Source organism: Mesorhizobium sp. LNJC394B00 (genome assembly GCF_000502555.1).
In the GTDB taxonomy this organism is placed as follows: Bacteria; Pseudomonadota; Alphaproteobacteria; order Rhizobiales; family Rhizobiaceae; genus Mesorhizobium.
Genome location: NZ_AYWH01000001.1, coordinates 660,128 through 681,740, shown reverse-complemented (window position 1 = coordinate 681,740; position 21,613 = coordinate 660,128). Strand labels below are relative to the sequence as shown.

Here is a 21,613-nt window from a genome sequence, read left to right as displayed (position 1 = left end):
GCCTTGGCGGTTTGGTTAAATTTAGCCCTTGTGGTCAAGGACTGGACGGCGACGGCGACACACCTTCGACAGCCGCGAGGCAGCCGAGAGCACGAACGCGAAGTCCAATGTTCCAAGCGCCGTTGAGGCCGCTCGCCTGAAATCTTCAAAGTGCGCAAGAGATTGTCCGCCGCAGGCGGTGCGCACACGCTCCAGTATCGCAGACGACCGGCGTAACGGCCCATCGACCGCCGGCACTTAGTGCCGACGGGCGCATGGCTTCAATTCGACCCGGGATCGCCGAGCGCCTCGGTGACGAAGGACGCCGCGATCAGGTCGTCGGCGTCGAGGCGTAGGGAGCCTTCGACACCTCCCATGATGGCTGCGACCTTCTGGAAGGTCTGCATCTCGTGTTCAGTAACGCTGGCGTCTCGCATCCTGGCTTTCAGATCGGCGATGCGTCGGCCCAGTGAGGCCGACGTTCCGATTTCTCTGTTCGACATGGTGTCCTGCTCCTCCCCCAACCCATGCTGTGGACTCAAGGCTGCCTATATATAAGGCAGCGCGAATACAGTCGCCGCAACGCGCGATATCTGGGAAGGTTCCGGCGCCAAATAGTCACGAAATAATACGTGTGGGGCTCATGGTCGCCCACGCGACGGTAGACACCGCAAACCAGCGGCTGTCCATCGGGCTGGCCAACCCGCGTCGCGGGTCGCGAACGCGGGTCGGACTTGATCGCTGCGCGAACAGTCAGCGAGAAGCCGGCACCACGCCGGACACCGAGCGCGCCGTTTCGGGCGAAAACACCACGAAAGCAAAAACCAGAACGGCAGCGGCGACGATGAGCGAGCCGCCGGCGACGATCGGTTCAAGCGCCGGGTTTCCCTGCAGCATCACATACAGCGCCGGCAGCATGATCACCAAGCCGAGAGTGTAGAGCCCGTAGTGGATCATGGCGACGCGACGCGCCGCCTTTTGCGGATTGAGCGCGTAGTAGCCGCCGAAGATGGCGCTCGTCACCCAACCGAGCAGATTGATATGCGCGTGCGCCGGAAAAGCGGCGTGGTCGCCCGAGATCGCCATCTGCAGGCCGGCCGCAATCCCCAACATCAGGAACAAGATGGCAGTTTTGAAAAAGAGTTCTGAAACCCTCGGCATGTCATTTCTCCCCCTATGCGGTCTGCGACCGCTTGCGACCTGGAGAATACACCCACGCGCAGAAATTTTCCACGCCCCGGTTATGGGGCCATGCCTGCACAGCTTTTTGCACGCTGTTCGACTTTTCTGGCTGCCACAACCCGGCGCCGCCCCGCTACGGCGTCAGCAAGATGTCGGCGCCCGCTCGCTCGTCGAACACCACCGCGCAGCCGCGCCCCAGCGCCACTGCCGACAGCGCGTTGGCCACCGTCTCGTCCGGCGATACGAAATCACCGGTCAGCACTCGCAACTCCTCCACCGCCCTGGCCATTGACACGCAGTGCCCGGCAACGCGATCGCTCGTGCAGGCGTCAATGACGCTGACGAGGTCGATCATCTCGAAATGGCCCATACCGGCCTCCACAAAAACAGCGTCCCGTCGCGGATATGAACGCCGAGGCGAGAGACAATGTTCCGCAGGTCCGATGCCCAGGCGGAGCACTCGACAGCCCGACCTGGAACGGGCCGGCCGGCGACAACCGCTTCGCTTGACAATAGGCCCTGTTTGTTCTCTATTTGTTCGGCAAAAACGCCTCTCACAACAGACGCGGCTAATGCTGCAACGCCGCAAAGGGAACGGTCGGGATGGAGCCCGCCATCCTGCATGCGGATCTCGACGCCTTCTACGCCTCGGTCGAGCAGCTGCTCGACCCGGCGCTCAGGGGCAAGCCGATCGCCGTCGGCGGCGGCGTCGTGCTTGCCGCTTCCTACGAAGCCAGGGCTTTCGGCGTGCGCGGCGGCATGCCCGGACGACGCGCGCGCGAGCTTTGCCCCGGACTGATCTTCGTCGGCGGCCATTTCGCCGACTATCAGCGGCTGGGCGACGCCGCCATCAAGGTGCTCGACGATTTCACGCCGCTGGTCGAGCGGATTTCCATCGATGAAGCCTTTGCCGACGTCGCCGGCTGCACGCATCTGTTCGGGCCGCCGGCCGAGATCGCCGCCACGGTGCGTCGGCGCGTCCGGGCAGAGCTCGGCCTGCCGATCTCGATCGGCGTGGCGCGCACCAAGCATCTGGCCAAGATCGCCTCGCAGGTGGCCAAGCCCGACGGGCTGGTGGTGGTCGATCCGGACACCGAACTTGCCTTCCTGCATGATCTGCCGGTCGGGCTGATGTGGGGCGTCGGCCCGGCGACCAGAGCGCGGCTGGCCGAGATCGGCATCGAGACCATCGGCCAGTTGGCAAAGACGCATGGTGGGGCGCTGCGAAGATTGCTCGGGCCCGCCGCCGGCGAAAAGCTGGCGTCGCTGGCATGGAACCGCGACCCGCGAAAGCTCGAAACCCACAGGCGGTCGCATTCCGCCGGCGCGCAGTCGGCGCTTGGCAGACGGCCGGCCGAGGCGCGTATCTTCGGACCCGTCCTGCTGCATCTGGCAGACCGGGTCGCCAGCCGGCTCAGGGCGAAATCACGGCCCGGCCGCACGGTGACGGTGCGCGTGCGTTTCGCCGATCTGCGCGCGGTCACACGCTCGCTGACGCTCGATCAGCCGATTTCGGCAACCGCGATGCTGGCCGAAATCGCCGGGGAGCTGGTGCGCGGCGTGCTGGCCGCCAACCCTCGGGAGAAGACCATCTCGCTGCTGGCGATCTCGGTGTCGCAGCTAGAAGAAAGTGCCGAGCTGCAGCTGGAGCTGCCGCTCGGGCTTGCCGATGAAAAGCAGCGGCCCGGCAGCAGGCAAGGCCTGGCGCGCTTTGGCGCCGACCGCGCCATCGACAAGATCCGCCAGCGCTTTTGCAGAGAGGCTGTCGGCTATGGCGCCGTGGCGCTGGAAGCCCGGCGCTCGGTTCCCGATGCCTTCCGCGAACTGGCGGAGAAGGAGCTTTGAGTGCGGCGCGACGGCAAGGCCAATGTTTAGGCTGGGCCAGTCCGCGCTGCATTGCCGCTCTGTTTGAGCAAGCCGACCAACCAGGCCAGACCCGCCGCAGTTTCGGACATTTTTCGCACCGCAACCCGGCCACGCCATGCACGCCCAAGAACAACGCTTTGTCGATGAAGGTGGACTTGCAGTTAGCGCATCGGCGCCAAGAAAAACCGGGATGGGACAGCGAGGCCGCGAAGGTTGACAGTGCCGATCCGTCTGGCATTATCGCGTAAGCTTGGAGGATTCACTATGAGGAAAACCTATTCGAAGCCTGTTCTGGTCAAAAAAGGCAAGCTTTCGCAGGTTACGGCGCTCGCCAATGGAGCGGGTTCCGGCCCGATCGAGTGAGGTCGTTGAGTCGGACTGTCGCCTGATCTGGCGGCCTCGCCTGACACTGGAGATGCGGCATGAAGAAGACCTATTCGAAGCCGGTGCTGGTCAAGAAGGGCAAGCTCTCGCAGGTTACAGCCGACAATGGTAACGGCTCCGGGCCGGTCGCAGTCTAGCAGCCGATTATCCGACGCCTCGTGCCGTCTGGCCGGGAACAGGGCTTTGGGTGCCCGACGTGGAGAGTGGAAAATGAAGAAAACCTATCTGAAACCGGTGCTGGTCAAAAAAGGCAAGCTCTCGCAGGTCACCGCGAACGGTGCTTCCAATCCGCGATAAACCCTTTCACCCCGATTAATCGCGACACGCTTCAGCGCACAACCACCAGATCGTCGAGCACGAGCTGCCAATAGTGACTCGTGGAGAGGCGCACGCGCGTCACCGCCGCCAGCATCGGCGCATAGTGGACGGGCGCCAGTGCCGACAGGACGATCGTGTCGCTGGCGATCAGCCGGTCGCCAAGCCAGCTCTCGACCAGTGCGGTTTCGCCTTCGGACTTCAACCATGCCGCTGTCAGCATCACGGAATGGAACCCGAACGGTTTGTCGCTCGAGAATTCGGCCGGGTGTCCGCTGCTCGTATAGCAGACATGGTCTCCCGAGATATTGCCGTTGACGTAGCCTTCGCTGCCTTCGGTATGATCGCGCGCCAGTGCGTTCAGGTTGAACCAGGTCAACCCGGCATAACCTGACGGCACCTTGCGCAGGCCGCGCGTCGTGACATCGTCGAAACCGATGGCCTGCAAGGACGCGGCGCTGTCGACAGCCGCGTTCTCGGGCGACAGCAGGCCGAGTTCGGTCGGGTAGGCCGACAAGGCCAGTCGTCGTTCCATGCCACCGCCGGTGATTTCGATCGCGTCGGCGTCATCGGGCAGATCGAGGCGGAAGCCATCGCTGAGCGGATGCACCGCCACCTCTTGCCCTTTCGCCATCACCGAGATGCTCGCCGAGACACCGTCCGCTACGCGGCCGCTGAGCCGGCGTATCGCAAACAGGCCGACCGGCTGCAGCATTGATTCCGAGACCAGCCCGGTGGGCGAGCCCGGCAGCGGCCGGAGGTGCTGCGACTGGACCTCGTTGGCGCTGCTCGAGCGCCAGCCGGGCGGCACAGACACGCTGAAGCGGTAGCTGCCCGGCACATGGATGGGCGCGGCGCGACGTTTCGTCGACGCTAGGAAATTGGCAAAGCCGCCGCGATTGCTCCGCGCCGCGGCGACGAAGCGGCCGTGGCCATCATGCAGTCTGACCATGATGCCGGCCATCGGGCGGTCGCCGAGCCCGTAGCGGCCGTCGCGATCGGCATCGAAATAGACAAAGGACGAATGATTGAGCTTGCCGTGGTTGCCCGACCAGTCGCGGCGCACGGCGTAGTCGTTGGCCGGATCTTCACGAAGCCGGGCTCTGCGACGAGACCGCGCCAGCCGCCAGGCCAAAGCCGCAACGACAGCGGCGAGCCCGACAAGGAGTATTGCCTTGATCACGGACGGCTCAAGCAATGCTGTCGGCATCTGGATCTCCTGCGCATGCATCGATCATATATCGATGCTGCAGGCGCTTGAGCAACCGGACACGGGACTGGCGGACACGGCATCGGCGTCACATACCCATTTCAGGCACCTATTCCGGCGATGGCACCGGCGGCCTGGTGGTCAGCGCGGCTCCGAAGGCGGCGACGACCACGGCGGCGATGCCCGCGCATTGCAACGGGCTCAGGATCTCGTGCAGGAACAGGAAGCCGGCCAGCGCGCCCAGCGCCGGCTCCAGACAAGTCAGCGTGCCGTAGAGCCTGGCCGGCATCCGGGTCAGCGCCACCATCTCCAGCCAGAACGGCAAGGCGCTGGAGAACAGCCCGACCAGCAGCGCGCTGACCAGGATCGCGGGTGCGATCAGGCCGGTACCCGCCTCGGCGAGGCCGAACGGCAGGGCGACGGCAGCGGCTATGACCAGCCCGTAAGCCGTGGTCTGGCTGCCGAGCTCGGCGCCCGCCTTTTGCGCAAAGACGATGTAGAGCGCCCAGCAGCAGCCGGCTGCCAGCGCCAGCATCACGCCGAGCGGGTCGAGTGCACTGCCGGAGTGGATGAAGGGCGACAACAGCAATATGCCGGAAACGGCCAGGACCACCCAGACGAAGTCGGTGGCGCGCCGCGACGACAGCGTCGCCACAAGCAGCGGGCCGGAGAATTCGAGCGCCACCGCGACGCCGAGCGGAATTCTGGCGAGCGCTGCGTAAAACAAAAGGTTCAGCGCCGCGAGGTTGACGCCGTAGGCGATGAGCCAGGGCAGCACGGCGCGCGACGGCCGCACCCGCCACGGCCTCAGCACCGCCGCCAGCATCAGCGCGCCCACGACCAGCCGCAGCGCCGTGGTGCCGTTGGCGCCAATCAGTGGAAACAGGCCCTTGGCGAAGGTGGCGCCGATCTGGATCGACACCATTGCGCCAAGCAACGCGCCGATCGGCAAGCCCTTCGCTTCAGCTACGGCAATCGGCGTCGACGTCAATTCCAGTCCCTCCCCACGCGGTGCGCCGCAGCGTTGGCCCGAGATATGGATAATAGGCCTGGCTGTCGTGTGGCACGGGCAGACTGTTGATGGGGCAAGACGTGGAAAGGCGAACGCCGACGCATTTCCTCTCCCCCGTCGATCGGGGGAGAGGTGTCGAGCGTAGCTCGACGGAGTGGGGGTCGACCGTTCATCCGCTGATTNCTCTCCCCCGTCGATCGGGGGAGAGGTGTCGAGCGTAGCTCGACGGAGTGGGGGTCGACCGTTCATCCGCTGATTGCCTGCTTGCAGGCGTTTCGCGCTCGCTTCCGTCGCTCCTGTTTCGCGGCGACCGTGGGTTTCATGAGCGCCTTCCCCCACTCCGTCGCCGCTTCGCGGCGCCACCTCTCCCCCCTCCGGAGGGAGAGGAAAATGCCAGCTCGCATAAGCTCGCGCCCTTCCTCTCCCCCGTCGATCGGGGGAGAGGTGTCGAGCGTAGCTCGACGGAGTGGGGGTCGACCGTTCATCCGCCTGATTGCCTGCTTGCAGGCGTTTCGCGCTCGCTTCCGTCGCTCCTGTTTACGGCGACCGTGGGTTTCATGGCCGCCTTCCCCCACTCCGTCGCCGCTTCGCGGCGCCACCTCTCCCCCCTCCGGAGGGAGAGGAAAAGAAGCTAGCTCGCCAGCCCATACACCAGGCTCACACGTCCATCCGAAAGCGCCTCGGCCTTGCGCAGTTCCAGTCTGTGCCGGGCGTGCACCATGCCGAACAGCGCCTTGCCGTCGCCGGCGAGCAGCGGGTAGACGATGAGCCGCATTTCATCCACTAGCCCCGCCTGGATCAGGCTGGCGGTGATGCGGGCGCCGCCCATGAGATAGATGTTCTTGCCGGGCTCGCGCTTCAGCGCCGCGATGTCGTCGAGGCTGCGCAGGAAGCGCGTCGAGGCCCAGGCGGCCGAAGTCATGGTGTTCGACAGCACATAGTGCGGGGTTTTCGCGGCAAAGCGCGCCCATTCGAGTTCGGCCGGGTCGACCAGCCTGCCGGTCATCGGCAATGGCTGGTCCGGCTCGTTCTGTTGGATCGCGCTCCAGTAGCGCTCATAACCGGCATACATGACGCCGCCGAGCAGGCAGGCGTCGATCTCAGGCATCAGGCCGTATTCCTCCGACCAGTTGTCGACCCAGTCGGCAAAGCCTTCGGGGCCTTCGATCTTGCCGTCGATGGAGATCTTCATTCCGGTGATCAATTTACGCATGACTTCCTCCTTCGGGCTTGCGGGATGCAAGCACGTTGCCTGGTTTCATTTCCGCTGGCGCGCCGCGGTGTCTGGCGAAGGCGCGTGTTTCGCCGGCCCCTGCGCCGGCATCCGGCGCAAGGGATCGATGGTGCCCGGTTGGACCGGGCGATGCGTCAGGTCAGGTCAGGCCGGCAGGCGCCGGTCGTATTCCGCCACGATACGGCTAAAGCTGTCCCAGAACGGTTCGGGCTTCTCGGCCGCCACGCGGGCAACCAGGAGGTCGAGATGCACGTGCCAGCCTGCGGCATGCATCATCAGGCTCGAGCGGTCTGGCAGGCGGCGGTGGACCAGGGTGAGCAGAACGTCGTCGCCGCGCTGCGCCAATTCGAAGGTGACATTGCCGCTGCCGTTCCAGGTGATGGTGAGCTTGCGCGGCGGATCGCACTCGACAATCTGGTTGTGCATCCGCTGCTCGCCGCCACTGAAGCTGGCCGGCCTGTCGCCGGGCGGGTCGGTCAGTTCGTCATTGCGCCAGACCAGCTCGAAGGAAGAGCCTTCCTCCATCTCCATGTCGCCGGCCGCCAGCCATTTGCAGCGCAGATCGCTCTGCGTCAGATATTCCCAGACGCGCTCCCTGGTTCCGGGCAAAAGCCGTTCGATCCTCAAAGTGGCCGGCTGGATCAGCTGGGCGTAGCCGTCGAAGCTGTTCATCTGATTCATCGGTCGTCTCCCTTGGAAGGTGTTGGCCTGGGTGATTCCGGCTTGGATGGTTCTGGATTTGCCGGTGCCGGCATTGTCTGCGTTGTCGACGTTTTGCGCCCCGCCTCCTCGCGCAAAAGCTGTTCGAGGACATCGAGGCGGCTGTTCCAGAAACGCGCGTATTGGCCGAGCCACTGATAGGCGGTGGCCAGCGGGCGGGCCTCGAGGCGGCAGACATGGGTGCGGCCGCGCACTTCGCGCCGGATCAGCCCGGCATGCTCCAGCGCCTTGATGTGCTTGGAGGCGGCGGCCAGCGACATGGCAAAGGGTTGAGCCAACTCGCTCACCGTACGCTCGCCGCCGGCGAGGTGGTTAAGCATGTTCCGGCGCGTGGCGTCGCCAAGGGCGTGAAAAACCTGGTCCATCTGGGGCGTCTCTAATTCAACCATGTAGTTGAATATAGAGGCGAGATTTTAGATAGTCAACTAGTTGGTTGAATGTTTTGGGGAGAGGCGCTGGCCCCCTACCTCCCCCTTGTGGGGAGGTCGGACCGTAGGTCCGGGCGGGGGTGCTTGGCGCAGGCGAGCGCGAGGAGCGCAATCTCCCCCCTCGTGGGGGAGATCAGCAGCTTCAATCTCACCCGGCCATGGCCAGCGGCACTGCGCTCTTGTTGGGGATCTGGATGTCGATCTCCAGCGTCGACATGGTCTCGCCGCGGTCCATCGAGACTTGCAGATAGTCCTGGTCGATCTGCACATGCTTGGCGATCACCGCCATGATCTCCTCGCGCAGGATGGAGACGAGATCGGGCTGNATCGGGCTGGCTGCGGTTGCGGCGCTCATAGGCGAGAAGCACTTGCAGCCGTTCGCGCGCCACCGGCGCGCTGGTGCGCCGCTTGAAGATGTCGAGCAGGTTCATGCCGCCCTCCTTCCCAAAAGACGATCGAGGAAGCCCTTGCGCTCGAAGGGCACGATGACCGGCAGCTGTTCGCCCTCGAGGCGCTTGGCCGCGTCGATGTAAGCCTTGGCGGCGGCGTTCAGCGGCTCCGACAGCGTCACCGGCGAACCGAGGTTGGAGGCGCGCAGCACATCCTGGCTTTCCGGAATGATGCCCAGCAGCGGCACCGACAGGATTTCCAGCACATCGTCGATCGACAGCATTTCACCGCGCGCGGCGCGTCCCGCATCGTAGCGCGTGACCAGCACATGCTTGGCGATCTGCTCGCCCTCCTCGGCGCGCAAGGTGCGGGAATCGAGCAGGCCGATGATGCGGTCGGAATCGCGCACCGACGACACTTCCGGATTGGTGACGATGACCGCCTCGTCGGCAAAGCGCATGGCAAGCTGCGCGCCGCGCTCGATACCGGCCGGGCTGTCGCAGAAGACATAGTCGAACACCGAGCGCAGCTTGCCGATGACCTCGGCCACGCCCTCCTCGGTCAGCGCATCCTTGTCGCGCGTCTGCGAGGCCGGCAGCAGGAACAGCGTCTCGACCCGCTTGTCGCGGATCAGCGCCTGCGACAGCTTTGCCGAGCCCTGGATGACGTTGACGAGATCGAACACCACGCGCCGTTCGGCGCCCATGATCAAATCGAGGTTGCGCAGGCCGACATCGAAATCGACCAGCGCCACCTTCTTGCCGGTCTTGGCGACCGCCGCCCCCAGAGCCGCGGTAGAGGTCGTCTTGCCGACGCCCCCCTTGCCCGAGGTGACCACCACTACCTTGCCCATCAATAAAGCCTCCGTTGTTGTTCGTTATGTCGTTGTCGGGCGACGCATTAGCTGAAAGGGGCGATGCGCAGCATGCCGTTGTCGAGAAATGCCTGCACAGGCTTGCCCCGGACTGACGGGTCCATCTCCTCGGCCGTGCAATACCAGCCATCGACCGAGAGAAGCTCGGCCTCGTTCCTGCGGCAGAAGACACGCGCCGCCGTGTTCCCTTGAGCGCCTGCCGAAGCGCGGCCGCGCAGCGTGCCATAGACATGGATCGAGCCGGTGGCGACGATCTCGGAGCCGGACGCGACGGAGCCCAGCACGATGACATCGCCATGCGGATGGAAGATCAGCTGGCCCGAACGGATCGGCGAGCGGATCATCAACGTGCCAGCGTCGGGTGCGGCAATTTTGGCGTCATGCGACGGCTTTGCATCGCCCGCCGGTTTCAACTCCCCTGCCTTCAAATCGCCGGCCTCAGCCTTGATGCCACCGGTCGCCTTCATGTCGCTTACGGCAGTGGCGTCCTCCGCCCTGCCCGCCTTGCGGCTCGGCTGCAGCAGCAGACCGTCGGTGGTCGCCTCCTTGGCGCCGACCAGCACCGGCGGCAGATGCGCGCCAAGCTCGGCGCCGCCATCGAGCTCCATGGCATAAATGCGGATGCCGCGCTGGCCGAGCAGATCGACCAGCGCTTCGATGGCGACGACATCGGGCTTGAGCACGTTCAGGTCGAGCACCACCGGGCGCCCGGCAAAATAGCCCGGCGAATTGCCGACCCAGCGATCGAGGCTCTCCAGCCAAACATCCAAAGGCGCCTCCGGCGTCAGCGTGAACGCGACGAAGGAGCGGGCGCGAAAGCGAATGGATTTGGCCTCGAGGGGAGCGGCAAAGGTCACGGCGGGCGATTCCTTACTGTGAGGTAAACGCTAGCGGTGGTATGGTTAATGAAAGGTTAACGGGAAGGGGGGTGATGACACCAGTCTGGCGCCCACCCGCCAAGCCTATCCAAGGCTGCCGGATGGAATCATCGGCGGTTGAGAGGAAAAAATACCGAACGATACCAACACGTCGGCGCGAGGCAGGTTAAGTGTACAGCTTAAAAAGCGTTCGCCCAATGGACGTAGCTTTCACCAACAGATAATGAGAAACTCCGACTTCACTTAGCTGGAAAGTACGTAGTCATTGGGACATAATCAAATTCGGATTGCACTGCTTGCCAAAGGGTATTTTCCAAAGGAGCTTCCTGCGGTCTTCACGACGAGCGACTTCGGAACTCATTCCGCGGAGATACTGTCCGAATGGAAAGTAGGCGCTGTATTCTCAACGGACACGAAATCTCTGGGAAAGACGTCCGAAAAGAAGATACGCCGTAACGCATATACATATAAAATTTGGGACGCAGAAGCCGAGATTATCTCAAAACCCAAGAAGGGCTACGAGAGACGGAATATCCACATTACGCATCCGATTCCTCAGGCTCTTTTGATTCACGAATTATCAAACAACTGGAAAGCCGTCCAGAAATGGCTTTGCCGACAAACGTTCTCCGAGGACGAGATACGTGTTTCGAGTCAGTACGAACGATCTATCAAAGGTATAAATTTTCCTATTCACGGAGCGAAGAAGGCGTACCTAGAGGCAACTTCAGACTGGGTGGTCAAGACAGACATATCTCGCTTCTCTCCCACCATATATACTCATTCCATTTCTTGGGCGGCATATGGGAAAACACGCGTAAAGCAAGAAATTAACAAGTATAAAGGATCTCTCGCTGATCGTCGATTTGCTGATTAGATCTTGCAACCGCAATCAAACAATAGGGATTCCAATCGGCCCGGAAAGCTCACGAATAATAGCGGAAGTCATATCCTCTAGGATAGACACTGAATTCCATAGTAGGTGTAGGCATATACCGAGAGAATGCATTGATCGCCTCCAGGACGACTGGTTCGTTGGCGTAGACAGCCTCGAAAAGGCAGAGAAAGTACTCTCGATAATAAGTTCAGTTTATCGCGATTATGGATTGGAGATTAATGGTAGTAAAACTTCCATCGAAAGCTTAGTTGCATCAAAAACTACAAGCTGGATCGCTGAAATCGGCGCCTTCCTGTCTCACCGGCCCGGTCAGCTCAATTCCGTGCGCCTCCGAGAGTTCTTGCAATTATGCCTTCGTCTTCAGACCGAGTTCCGGAGCGAGCCTGTCGTCAGCTACGCTCTTTCAGTAATTGAGAGTTCACTTAGCGCACGGTCAGAGGTGGAGATATTGGAGTCGTTCCTCCTCAAGGCTGCGGCAATCTCCCCGATGTCAATGGATCGTGTCTGCAGAATATTTTTGAACCTCCAGCATCGGACCAAGGCTTTATCGAAGCAGAGAGTTACGTCCCGATTCACAACGCTCGCAGAACGTTACATGGAAAGGGGCCACTCGTTCGAAGTAATTTGGCTATTATACACTTTACGAGGACTCAAATGTCCCCTTTCGTCGAAGGTAATTTCAGACGCGGCAGAAACCACTGCCTCGAGTTCACTAGGGCTCGTGCTACTCGACATGCAGAGCAAGGGCTTGTGCATTAGATCGCTGCCAAAGGCTGAATGGGAAAATTCCATTACTGATGACAGAGTGCGCTCGGACTGGATCTGGTTGTTGGCGTATGAGGGTTTTCGGCATGGTTGGCTCAATGATAAAAAGGGCCTTATGGCTAAATCATTTTTCAAGCCGATGGCATCGAGAAACGTAGTCTTCTATGATCCAAAAAAGAACGTTCAAAAGTCAGAGAAGATAGTCAAAGCAGTCCGCGGCGCAAGCGTGCGCAATGCCTTCGCCGTTGCCAAGATGTTCGAAACGCTTCGTGGGCTAAATAACTTTACTATTTCTGAGGGCTACTGAAGCGTCGATTTTGCTAGGGCGCGGATAGGTCCTGTGACGAGGGAGATTGGCCGTCATCTCCGCTTTCGCCAATCTCCAACGCGGCCGAGCAGCCTCCAGGATCTGGTTCAAGGCCTCCCTCACCTCACCTGCCCGGCGAACGCGACCCACCGCAACGTGCCTAACGCCGGAGCAGCTTGTCGTGTTACGATTGCCCGTCGGCAGCCTGCTGCCCTAACGCGGCTGCAAGTGCCGGCTCGTGAATATACTGCCAAACATGACGGCAGAAGATTTTCCTGCCGCTTCGCAAAGCAAGGAGACGATGATGAGCGCAAGGGGCCGAATTTGCCGTAGCCTGGTGGCTGTCCTGTTTGCCGGTGTCTTCTGGGTGGATGCCGCCCATGCGCAGGATGCAGGGTGTACGTTCGAGCCGGTGGCCGGTACGTCCCGACAGATTCTGAGATGTCGAGAAGGCCTTGCCGTCATTGTGGAAGGTGGCGCTCGCTTTACGCTGCAGGATCGCGATCGAAACGGCAGTCCCGACGCGGTCAGGTTGCGGCGCAAGGCGCTGCTGCTCGATGCTCCGGCCGGCGCGGTCCAGGGTGGCTTCGCGGTGACCACCCCGCAGGCGATCGCCGCGGTGCGAGGCACAAAATGGGCAGTCGACGTCGGCAACGGCAAGACGTCTGTTTTTGTCCTGAGAGGTCGCGTCGCCGTGCAAAGACCGGCATCCACCGCCGTCGTGGTCCTCGCACCGGGCGATGGCGTGGACGTCGAGGCCGGGACAGGCAAACTCATCGTCAAGCGCTGGCCCGCCAAGCGCGTTTCCGCATTGCTGGCCCGTTTCGGCCAGTGAGCTTGCCCAGTGAGCTGGCCCAGTGAGCTTGCAATGAGCCGACGAGGGCTTCCGACGCTGATCGCGCTCATTCTGGCGGGGCTTTGGGGCGCCGGCCTGGGCTTCGCGCACTGGCGCGGCAATTTGTGGTTTCTCGATCGCGTCGAGGCAACGATGACCGATCTTCGAACGCTTGTTCGAGGAACGGCAAAGCCGCCGGAGCTGATCACCATTGTCGCAATAGACGATGAAGCGGTGCGGCGCGAGGGCAGCTATCCCCTCAGCCGCGCCACGCTTGCCCGAATCATCGATACGATAGCGCCGCTTGGGCCGAAAGCCATTGCGCTCGACCTGCTGCTGGTCGACCCCGGGACAAAAGATACTGACGAGGCGCTCGCGCGTTCGCTGAGCAGGAGCAGAAGCGTAATCGCTGCAGCGGCGATCTACCCCGGAAGCAAACAATGGACGCTGGGCGAAGGACCGCTGGCCCGCGTGCCGAACGCCGAGCGGTTTCTGTGGCCCCTGAAAACCTTTTCGGACGCCGCCGCTGTGGGCGTCGTGAACGTTGTGACCGACAGGACTGGAACGCCCCGGTTCGCGCCGTTGCTGTTTCGGGCCGGAGACCAGTTGCAAGCGTCCTTCTCCTTGGGTGTCGCCGCCATGGCGGCGGGAGAGGACGCTGGAATTGCGCCGGATGATCTATCGCTGGACGGACGGTCGATCCGAACGGACGTTGGTCACATCCTGCCCCTGACATTCTATGGCCCGCGCGGCACGATCCGCACGATAAGCGCCGCGACGGTGCTGGAGGGCCGATTCGATCCCGGCACTATCCGGGGTCGGATTGTCTTGATAGGAGCGACCGCAACCGGCACCGGCGATGTCTTTCCGACACCGTTCGATCCCATACTGCCGGGCGTCGAGGTCATGTCGACGGCGATTGCCCATCTGATGACCGGCGACGGCGTAGTGCGCGACCAGAACGTTCGCGTTGCAGACGCGGGCTTTGCAGTGGCGCTGCCCATGCTTCTTGTCGGCCTGTTGGCGTGGCGCCGAAACGCCATCGGCCTGGCGGCGATCGCCGGCGTGGTCCTGATCTGGGTCGTGGTCAACATGACCGCTTTCCTGCACCATATCTGGCTGAGCGCCGCGCTGCCGATGACCGCTGCCATTCCGCCGGCAATCCTGTTTGGGGCCGCGCAGCTTTGGCTGGGCAGGAGCCGGGCCCAATATTTCGCCACGCAGAGCCAATTGCTTCAACGCGTTGAAGCCCTAGGACTGGGGGCATGGCTCGCCAAGCATGGCGACTTCCTCTCGGAACCCGTCCGGACAGAAGCCGCCATCCTGTTCATCGACCTGTCCGGCTTCACCGGACTGAGTGAAACATTGGGACCGAGCGCCACACGCGAACTCCTGAACAATTTTCACGCATTGGTGGACGAAGAAGTGACAAGCTGCGGTGGCGTCGTCACGAGTTTCATGGGTGACGGAGCCATGATCCTGTTCGGCCTGCCGGAACCGGCGACAGACGACGCCTTCAATGGCGCCCGCTGTTGTGTCGGGCTCTCCAGCCGCACCAACGATTGGCTCGCCTCGTTGCCTGCGTCGACCGCATCCCGGATCGGCTTCAAGATTGGGGCGCATCATGGAACAATCGTGGCCTCTCGACTCGGCGGCGAAGGGCGTCAGCACATCGCGGCCATCGGCGACACCGTCAACGTTGCAAGTCGCTTGATGGAAATCGCTGCCGACCAGAATGCCGAAGTGGCGGTGAGTTACGAAATGCTCGAAGTCGCCGGTCGCGACTGCGCGTTGTTCAAATCCGGTGCTTTAAGAGGACCTGTGGAGACACATATCCGTGGACGATCCGGCTCGCTCGCAATCTGGTTTTGGCAGAGTGCCCGGGCGCCGCAGTAGATCCGGCCTTGTGATCGACAGCGCGCCATCCATGCCTTCGCCCGGCGCGCATGCCGAAATGGTGCACCAAAGCCTCGACGCTCGACACCGCTTTCGGCCTGCACATAGCTCGCAATCAGGACTTCCGCCTCCCCTCGCTCCCCCTCGCCGCCTGCTCAACCGCCGCCCGATCCGTGCCCAGCCTGTCGATCAGCTCCTGCGCCTCATCACCCGATATGCCGGTGCGCACGGCGAGTTCCTCGACCGCCAGGATGTCGGTGCTGGCGATCTCGCGCGGCAGGGCGTCGTCGGCGGTTAGCGGCAGGGCTGCTTCGCGGTCGATTTCGGCCTCGGCCCGGTGCCAATGATGCTCGGGGTCGCCAGTGCCTTCGCGCTCCCAGATCTGGTAGGCGCGCTGCTGTATCTTGTGATGCCGGTCGTCTTCCATGGTGGTTCTCCCTGGGCTTTGAGGACGATCCGAACGACCCCAGAAATCGCGCGGTCGCAATCGTTCGCGGCGCCCTTCGCGCTGGCTATTCGCATTGCCGTCTCGGCCCGCCGGAATATGGCTGGTAGCTGTTGTCTTCCGGACGGTAGGAGCGATAGCGGCTGAAGCAGGAGGCGACATGGTCCGGTTCGCCGCCGGCGGCCGCGTAGGCGCCCGCGCCCTCGACATAGCTTGCCTCTCGCGGCGCGGCGCGGTCGGCGGCGAGATAGGGCGAGACGCAGGTGCGCTGCTGTCCGCTATAGGACATGTAGCTGTTGTCGTAGGGATCGTAGGAGCGGTAGCGGCTGGCGCACCAGGCGAGATGCGGCGGCGGCAGTTCGGTCCGCGCGATGGCGCCGGTGACTGTGGGATCGGGCTGCTGCCTGGCCGGGTCCTGGGCTGGCTCCTTGGCGGCGATGTCGGCAGGCGCGGACTGCTCGGGCACACGTTCGAAGTCCTGCGCCGTCTTGTCCACGGGCCGCGCTTTCCGGGTCCACAGTTCCGCCACGCTGACGGTGGGCCTTGCCTCCCGCACAGGCTTGGCGGCAAGCAGCCAGGCTGCGAAAACCAGCCCGCTGCCGAACACCGCAAGGGTCAGCACGAAGCCGCCGACCAGTCCCAAAATCGCTTTCACTCGACACTCCTTGTGTCCCTGCCAATAAAATGCGGGACATCACGGCTTGTTCCAGAAAAGCAGGCGCGAGGGACCTAAGTCTGACCGACCCACAACCGGCAGCTCGCCGAGAACCGGGTGCGGCGCGATTTCTTTCGACGGTGAAAATCAAGGGAGCGGTCGAGCCATTGGGCCAGATCACGTCCCGGCTATTCCGCCGCCTCGGCATAATCCACGGGCACATAGTTGAGGATCGGCCCAAGCCAGCGCTCGGCATCGGCCAGCGGCATGGCTTTGCGGCGGGCATAGTCCTCGACCTGGTCGCGCTCGACTTTGGCGACGCCGAAATAATAGCTTTCGGGATGGGCGAGATAGATGCCGGACACAGACGAGCCCGGCCACATCGCATAGCTCTCGGTCAGGCCGACGCCGGCATTGCGCTCGCCGTCGAGCAGCCGGAACAAGGTCGCCTTCTCGGTATGATCGGGCTGCGCGGGATAGCCGGGCGCGGGGCGGATGCCGCGATAAGGCTCGCCGATCAGTTCGTCGGGCGCCAGCTTCTCGTCTGATGCATAGCCCCAGAATTCCTTGCGCACCTTCTCGTGCATGCGCTCGGCAAAAGCTTCGGCGAAACGATCGGCCAGCGCCTTGACCATGATCGAGGAATAATCGTCATTGGCGCGCTCGAAGCGCTCGGCGATCGCCACCTCCTCGATCCCCGCGGTGACGATGAAGCCGCCGATATAGTCCGGCTTGCCGCTGTCGGCCGGTGCGACGAAATCCGACAGCGCGACATTGGCCTTGCTGTCGCGCTTGATCAGCTGCTGGCGCAGCGTGAAGAAAGTGGCAAGCTCCTGCGAGCGCGCCTCATCCGTGAACAGCCTGATGTCGTCGCCGACGGCGTTCGCCGGCCAGAAGCCGATGACGCCGCGCGGCGCGAACCATTTTTCCGCGATGATTTTTGTCAGCATCGCCTGCGCATCCTCGAAAAGCTGGCGTGCCGCCGGTCCCTGCTTCTCGTCGTCGAGGATCTTGGGGTAACGCCCTTTCAACTCCCAGGTCTGGAAGAACGGCGTCCAGTCGATGTAGCGCGAGAGCTCAGTCAGGTCCCAGTTCTCGAACACTTTCACGCCGGTGAAGGACGGCTTCGGCGGTTCATAGGCGGACCAGTCCACCCTGTGCGCATTGGCCCTGGCCTTGGCCAGCGGCAGCCGCTGCTTGTCGGCCTCGGAGCGGGCATGCGCGTCAGCGACCTTTTTGTACTCGGCCCGCACTGTGTCGACGTAGCCGCCCTTGGTCTCCTTCGACAGCAAGGACGAGACGACGCCGACCGCCCGGCTGGCGTCATTGACATAGACCGTCTGTCCCCTGGAGTAGCGGGGATGGATCTTCACCGCCGTGTGCACGCGGCTGGTTGTCGCGCCGCCGATCAAAAGCGGAATGTCGAAGCCTTCGCGCTCCATCTCGGCGGCCATGTGCACCATCTCGTCCAGCGACGGGGTGATCAGGCCGGACAGGCCGATGATGTCGACATTTTGCTCGCGAGCCGTCTGCAGGATCTTCGCCGCCGGCACCATGACGCCGAGATCGATGATCTCGTAATTGTTGCACGCCAGAACGACGCCGACGATGTTCTTGCCGATGTCGTGGACATCGCCCTTCACCGTCGCCATCAGGATTTTGCCGGCCGTCTGGCGCTCGCCATTGTCGATCCCATTGGCGGCATTCGCCAGTTTTTCCGCCTCCATGTGCGGCAGCAATCCGGCCACCGCCTGCTTCATCACGCGCGCCGACTTCACCACTTGCGGCAGAAACATCTTTCCAGCGCCGAACAGATCGCCGACGACATTCATGCCGGCCATCAGCGGGCCTTCGATGACATGCAGAGGCCGCTCGGCCGCAAGCCGCGCCTCTTCGGTGTCGGCGTCGATGAATTCGGTGATGCCGTTGACCAGCGCATGCGAAATCCGCTGCTCGACTGTCCAGTCGCGCCAGGCGAGATCGCGCTCCCTGGCTTCCTTGCCGGCCGTGCCCTTGAAACGCTCGGCGATCTCCAGCATGCGTTCGGTGGCGGTGCCGCCGGCCCTGGGCGCGCGGTTGAGCACGACGTCCTCGCAAGCCTCGCGCAGTCCCGGTTCGATCGTGTCGTAGACGGCAAGCTGGCCGGCATTGACGATGCCCATATCCATGCCGCGCTGGATGGCATGGTAGAGGAACACCGCGTGCATCGCCTCGCGCACCGGCTCGTTGCCGCGGAAGGAGAAGGACAGGTTCGAGACGCCGCCCGAGATATGCACATGCGGCAGCGTGGCGGTGATCTCGCCGGCGGCCTCGATGAAGTCGACGCCGTAATTGTCGTGCTCCTCTATGCCGGTGGCGACCGCGAAGACATTGGGGTCGAAGACGATGTCTTCGGGCGGGAAACCGGCCTGTTCGGTGAGCAGATTGTAGGCGCGGGTGCAGATCTCGACCTTGCGCGCCTTGGTGTCGGCCTGACCGGCCTCGTCGAAGGCCATGACGACCACCGCCGCGCCGTAGGCGCGCACCAGCTTCGCATGATGCAGAAAGGCTTCCTCGCCTTCCTTCATCGAGATGGAGTTGACCAGTGGCTTGCCCTGCACGCATTTCAGCCCGGCCTCGATGATCTCCCATTTCGAGGAGTCGACCATCACCGGAACACGGGCGATGTCGGGTTCGGCGGCGATCAAATTGAGGAACTCGACCATCGCCTTTTTCGAATCGATCAGGCCTTCATCCATGTTGATGTCGATGATCTGTGCGCCATTGGCGACCTGGTCGCGCGCCACGTCGAGCGCCGGGACATAGTCGCCCGCCGTGATCAGCTTTCGGAACTTGGCCGAGCCGGTGACGTTGGTGCGCTCGCCGACATTGACGAAGGGAATCTCATCAGTCAGCGTGAACGGCTCCAGCCCGGACAGGCGCATCTTGCGCTCGATCTCGGGGATGGCGCGTGGCGGATATTTCTTGACAGCCTCGGCGATGGCGCGGATGTGGTCCGGCGTCGAGCCACAGCAGCCGCCGACGACGTTGACGAGCCCTTCCCGCGCAAAATCCTCGATCTGCGCGGCCATGAAGTCCGGGCTCTCGTCATAGCGGCCGAATTCATTGGGCAGGCCGGCATTCGGATAGGCGCAGACGAAGGTGTCGGCGACGCCCGATATTTCAGCCAGATGCGCGCGCATGGCGTTGGCGCCGAGCGCGCAGTTGAGGCCGATGGTGAAGGGGCTCGCATGGCGCACCGAATGCCAGAAGGCGGTCGGCGTCTGGCCCGACAGGGTGCGGCCGGAGAGATCGGTGATGGTGCCGGAAATCATCACCGGCAGCCGTACGCCCTTTTCGAGGAAAATCTCATTGCAGGCGAAGATCGCCGCCTTGGCGTTCAACGTGTCGAAGATAGTTTCGATCAGGATGATGTCGGCGCCACCGTCGACCAGTCCGCGCAACTGCTCGCCATAGGCCAGGCGCAGATCGTCGAAGGTCACGGCGCGATAGCCGGGATTGTTGACGTCGGGCGACATCGAGGCGGTGCGGTTGGTCGGCCCGAGCGCGCCGGCGACGAAGCGCCGCTTGCCGTCCTCCTGCTGTGCCCTCGCCGCTGCCCGACGCACCAGCCGCGCGCCGTCGCGGTTCAGCGCGTAGACGGCATCCTCCATGCCGTAATCCGCCTGGGCGATCGAGGTCGAGGAGAAGGTGTTGGTCTCGAGGATATCGGCGCCAGCGATGGCGTATTGATAATGGATCTCCTCGATCGCCTTCGGCTGCGTCAGGATCAAGAGGTCGTTGTTGCCCTGCTGGTGGCAGGCGCAGCCGGCGAATGCCTCGCCGCGAAAATGCTCCTCGTCGAAACCGAGACCCTGGATCTGCGTGCCCATGGCGCCGTCGAGGATGAGGATGCGCTCGCGTGCCGCTGCCGTCAGCGCCGCAAGCACTTCGGACCCATCGGGCTTTGCCGCGACGGGGCCGAACAATGCGTCCAGCGATGCAGAATTCTGCGACATTTTTTATCCTTGAGGCGACAACCATCACATAAGGATATCTTTATGTCAACATACGGAATGCAGGCGAACGCGTCGTGGCGAGAGTTTGGTGCGATGGTCATCCCGATCGACAATGTGACGGCGGCGGTCATCGTCGCCGCTGCGCCCTGCCTACACCACGACGTCCCGATACAGCCTCACCTCGCCGTCCTGGCCGCGGATGCGCCAGTCCTGCCCGTCCCGGCCCTCGACATGGCATGGCCCGAGCGGCACCTTGCCACCGCCTTCCGGCAGGTCCAGCACATAGACCGGATTGCAGATGCCCGACAGGCGGGCGCGCAGCGCGCCGGCCAGCGCCTGTCCCTGCGCAATCGTGGTGCGCCTGTGCGCCATGCCGCGCGCGAGGTCGCCATGGTGCAGGTAATAGGGTTTGACGCCGAGCCGGTACATCAGTTCGCGGCAGAGTTCCTCCAGCACCTCGACCGTGTCGTTGACGCCCTTGAGCAGGACACTCTGGTTGAGCAGCACGAAGCCTGCCTGGCGCATGACGCGGCAGGCCAATTCGGTGGCCGGCGTGATCTCCCGCGCATGGTTGAAATGGGTGACGATTGTGACCATCAGCCGGCCCTGCAACGCGCCAACCAGCCCCGGCGTGATGCGCGCGGGCAGTACGACAGGCACGCGCGTGTGGATACGCAGCAGCCTGACATGCGCGATCGCCTCGATGCGGGCGCGGATTTCAGCCAGCGCCTTGTCGGGCAGCGAAAGCGGATCGCCGCCCGTCAGGATCACTTCGCGGATTTCGGTATGGCCTTCGATATAGGCAAAAGCCTCTTCGAGCGCTTCTCGCGTATAGCCGCGGCCGATCGAGGTCAGGGATTCCTTGCGGAAGCAGAAACGGCAATAGACCGCGCATTGGTAGGTCGCAAACAACAGCACGCGGTCGGCGTGGCGGTGCGTCAGTCGCGGCACCGGACTGAAGGCATGGTCGGCGATCGGATCGTCGAGCTCGCCTTCCGTTTCCGTCAGCTCATCCGGCGATGGAATGACCTGGGCGCGGATCGGATCGGCGGGATCGTTCCAGTCGATCAGGTCGAGATAGGTTTTTGGGGCACGCACCTTGTGGCGCGTAGCCGCCTCCTGCGCCGCCGCGCGCTCGGCGGGTGACAGCGGCAGGGAGGCGAGATCGCGGACGTGGCGCACGCCCGCGCGGATGTCGTTTTGCCAGGCGGTGTCGGCATCGCGTCCTTCGTCGGCGATGGCCGCGTCATCGAAAGTTGAGTCTGGGGTCATTGGGGCCTCGGGGCAATTCTGGCGGTGCTATCGGCCGGATGGACGGTTCGGTCAACTCCAGTGGCTCGGC

The 21,613-nt window shown here is 63.1% G+C and carries 20 protein-coding genes and 1 pseudogene; 6 read left to right on the top strand and 15 right to left on the bottom strand.

Features of this window, described 5'->3' with window-relative positions; translation table 11 throughout:
* Positions 1–260: 260 nt before the first annotated feature.
* The 3 genes from X751_RS160195 to X751_RS160205 all read right to left on the bottom strand — a co-directional run bounded on the left by X751_RS160195 (position 261) and on the right by X751_RS160205 (position 1,531).
* Positions 261–482, bottom strand: a complete 222-nt coding sequence (locus X751_RS160195; RefSeq protein WP_023670355.1) for a hypothetical protein — start codon at positions 480–482, stop codon at positions 261–263.
* 250 nt (positions 483–732) lie between these two features.
* Positions 733–1,140, bottom strand: coding sequence for a hypothetical protein (locus X751_RS160200; RefSeq protein WP_023743867.1), 408 nt, complete (start codon positions 1,138–1,140; stop codon positions 733–735).
* Between the two features lie 154 nt (positions 1,141–1,294).
* A complete protein-coding gene (locus X751_RS160205) occupies positions 1,295–1,531 on the bottom strand; it encodes a hypothetical protein (protein WP_023743866.1) in 237 nt (78 codons plus the stop codon).
* 233 nt (positions 1,532–1,764) lie between these two features.
* Here X751_RS160205 and dinB point away from each other — a divergent pair, with 233 nt between their 5' ends.
* From dinB to X751_RS1000000165220, 3 genes are all read left to right on the top strand, one after another.
* Positions 1,765–3,006, top strand: coding sequence for a DNA polymerase IV (gene dinB / locus X751_RS160210; RefSeq protein WP_023743865.1), 1,242 nt, complete (start codon positions 1,765–1,767; stop codon positions 3,004–3,006).
* A gap of 285 nt (positions 3,007–3,291) precedes the next feature.
* Positions 3,292–3,390, top strand: a complete 99-nt coding sequence (locus X751_RS1000000165225; protein WP_023695511.1) for a hypothetical protein — start codon at positions 3,292–3,294, stop codon at positions 3,388–3,390.
* Between the two features lie 59 nt (positions 3,391–3,449).
* Positions 3,450–3,548, top strand: coding sequence for a hypothetical protein (locus tag X751_RS1000000165220; RefSeq protein WP_023684816.1), 99 nt, complete (start codon positions 3,450–3,452; stop codon positions 3,546–3,548).
* Positions 3,549–3,739: 191 nt separating this feature from the next.
* Here X751_RS1000000165220 and X751_RS160215 read toward each other — a convergent pair whose 3' ends face one another.
* The 8 genes and pseudogenes from X751_RS160215 to minC form a co-directional block, all read right to left on the bottom strand.
* Positions 3,740–4,936: a hypothetical protein gene (locus X751_RS160215; RefSeq protein WP_031243020.1), complete on the bottom strand. Its 1,197-nt coding sequence runs from the start codon at positions 4,934–4,936 to the stop codon at positions 3,740–3,742.
* Positions 4,937–5,045: 109 nt separating this feature from the next.
* Positions 5,046–5,927: a DMT family transporter gene (locus X751_RS160220; protein WP_023743863.1), complete on the bottom strand. Its 882-nt coding sequence runs from the start codon at positions 5,925–5,927 to the stop codon at positions 5,046–5,048.
* A 652-nt stretch (positions 5,928–6,579) separates the two neighbouring features.
* On the bottom strand, positions 6,580–7,161 hold the full coding sequence (locus X751_RS160225) for a dihydrofolate reductase family protein (protein WP_031202995.1): 582 nt from the start codon (positions 7,159–7,161) through the stop codon (positions 6,580–6,582).
* A 165-nt stretch (positions 7,162–7,326) separates the two neighbouring features.
* Positions 7,327–7,863 carry an SRPBCC family protein gene (locus tag X751_RS160230; protein ID WP_023743860.1) on the bottom strand — a complete coding sequence of 179 codons (537 nt, stop codon included), beginning with the start codon at positions 7,861–7,863 and terminating at the stop codon, positions 7,327–7,329.
* Complete coding sequence (locus X751_RS25525; RefSeq protein ID WP_023743859.1) at positions 7,860–8,291, bottom strand: metalloregulator ArsR/SmtB family transcription factor; 432 nt, start codon at positions 8,289–8,291, stop codon at positions 7,860–7,862. Before X751_RS25525 ends, X751_RS160230 begins: the two co-directional genes overlap by 4 nt.
* A 187-nt stretch (positions 8,292–8,478) precedes the next feature.
* A pseudogene (minE, locus tag X751_RS01000000163470) lies at positions 8,479–8,761 on the bottom strand (cell division topological specificity factor MinE).
* The gene (minD, locus tag X751_RS160235) at positions 8,758–9,573 is read right to left on the bottom strand and encodes a septum site-determining protein MinD (protein ID WP_023670342.1); all 816 of its coding nucleotides are present in this window, start codon (positions 9,571–9,573) and stop codon (positions 8,758–8,760) included. Before minD ends, minE begins: the two are co-directional and overlap by 4 nt.
* A 47-nt stretch (positions 9,574–9,620) precedes the next feature.
* Positions 9,621–10,451, bottom strand: a complete 831-nt coding sequence (minC, locus tag X751_RS160240) for a septum site-determining protein MinC (protein ID WP_023743858.1) — start codon at positions 10,449–10,451, stop codon at positions 9,621–9,623.
* 1,652 nt (positions 10,452–12,103) lie between these two features.
* Here minC and X751_RS1000000167425 point away from each other — a divergent pair.
* The 3 genes from X751_RS1000000167425 to X751_RS160250 all read left to right on the top strand — a co-directional run bounded on the left by X751_RS1000000167425 (position 12,104) and on the right by X751_RS160250 (position 15,173).
* Positions 12,104–12,442: a hypothetical protein gene (locus tag X751_RS1000000167425; RefSeq protein ID WP_198022427.1), complete on the top strand. Its 339-nt coding sequence runs from the start codon at positions 12,104–12,106 to the stop codon at positions 12,440–12,442.
* Between the two features lie 304 nt (positions 12,443–12,746).
* A complete protein-coding gene (locus X751_RS160245) occupies positions 12,747–13,277 on the top strand; it encodes a FecR domain-containing protein (protein WP_023743857.1) in 531 nt (176 codons plus the stop codon).
* Positions 13,278–13,310: 33 nt separating this feature from the next.
* The gene (locus tag X751_RS160250; RefSeq protein WP_023743856.1) at positions 13,311–15,173 is read left to right on the top strand and encodes an adenylate/guanylate cyclase domain-containing protein; all 1,863 of its coding nucleotides are present in this window, start codon (positions 13,311–13,313) and stop codon (positions 15,171–15,173) included.
* A 115-nt stretch (positions 15,174–15,288) separates the two neighbouring features.
* On the opposite strand, the gene X751_RS160255 is transcribed toward X751_RS160250, so the two are convergent.
* From X751_RS160255 to X751_RS160270, 4 genes are all read right to left on the bottom strand, one after another.
* Complete coding sequence (locus tag X751_RS160255) at positions 15,289–15,600, bottom strand: DUF2934 domain-containing protein (RefSeq protein ID WP_023743855.1); 312 nt, start codon at positions 15,598–15,600, stop codon at positions 15,289–15,291.
* Between the two features lie 85 nt (positions 15,601–15,685).
* Positions 15,686–16,273: a BA14K family protein gene (locus tag X751_RS160260; RefSeq protein ID WP_023743854.1), complete on the bottom strand. Its 588-nt coding sequence runs from the start codon at positions 16,271–16,273 to the stop codon at positions 15,686–15,688.
* 188 nt (positions 16,274–16,461) lie between these two features.
* The gene (metH, locus tag X751_RS160265; RefSeq protein WP_023743853.1) at positions 16,462–20,271 is read right to left on the bottom strand and encodes a methionine synthase; all 3,810 of its coding nucleotides are present in this window, start codon (positions 20,269–20,271) and stop codon (positions 16,462–16,464) included.
* Between the two features lie 150 nt (positions 20,272–20,421).
* Positions 20,422–21,543: a KamA family radical SAM protein gene (locus X751_RS160270; protein WP_031246886.1), complete on the bottom strand. Its 1,122-nt coding sequence runs from the start codon at positions 21,541–21,543 to the stop codon at positions 20,422–20,424.
* Positions 21,544–21,613 lie beyond the last annotated feature (70 nt).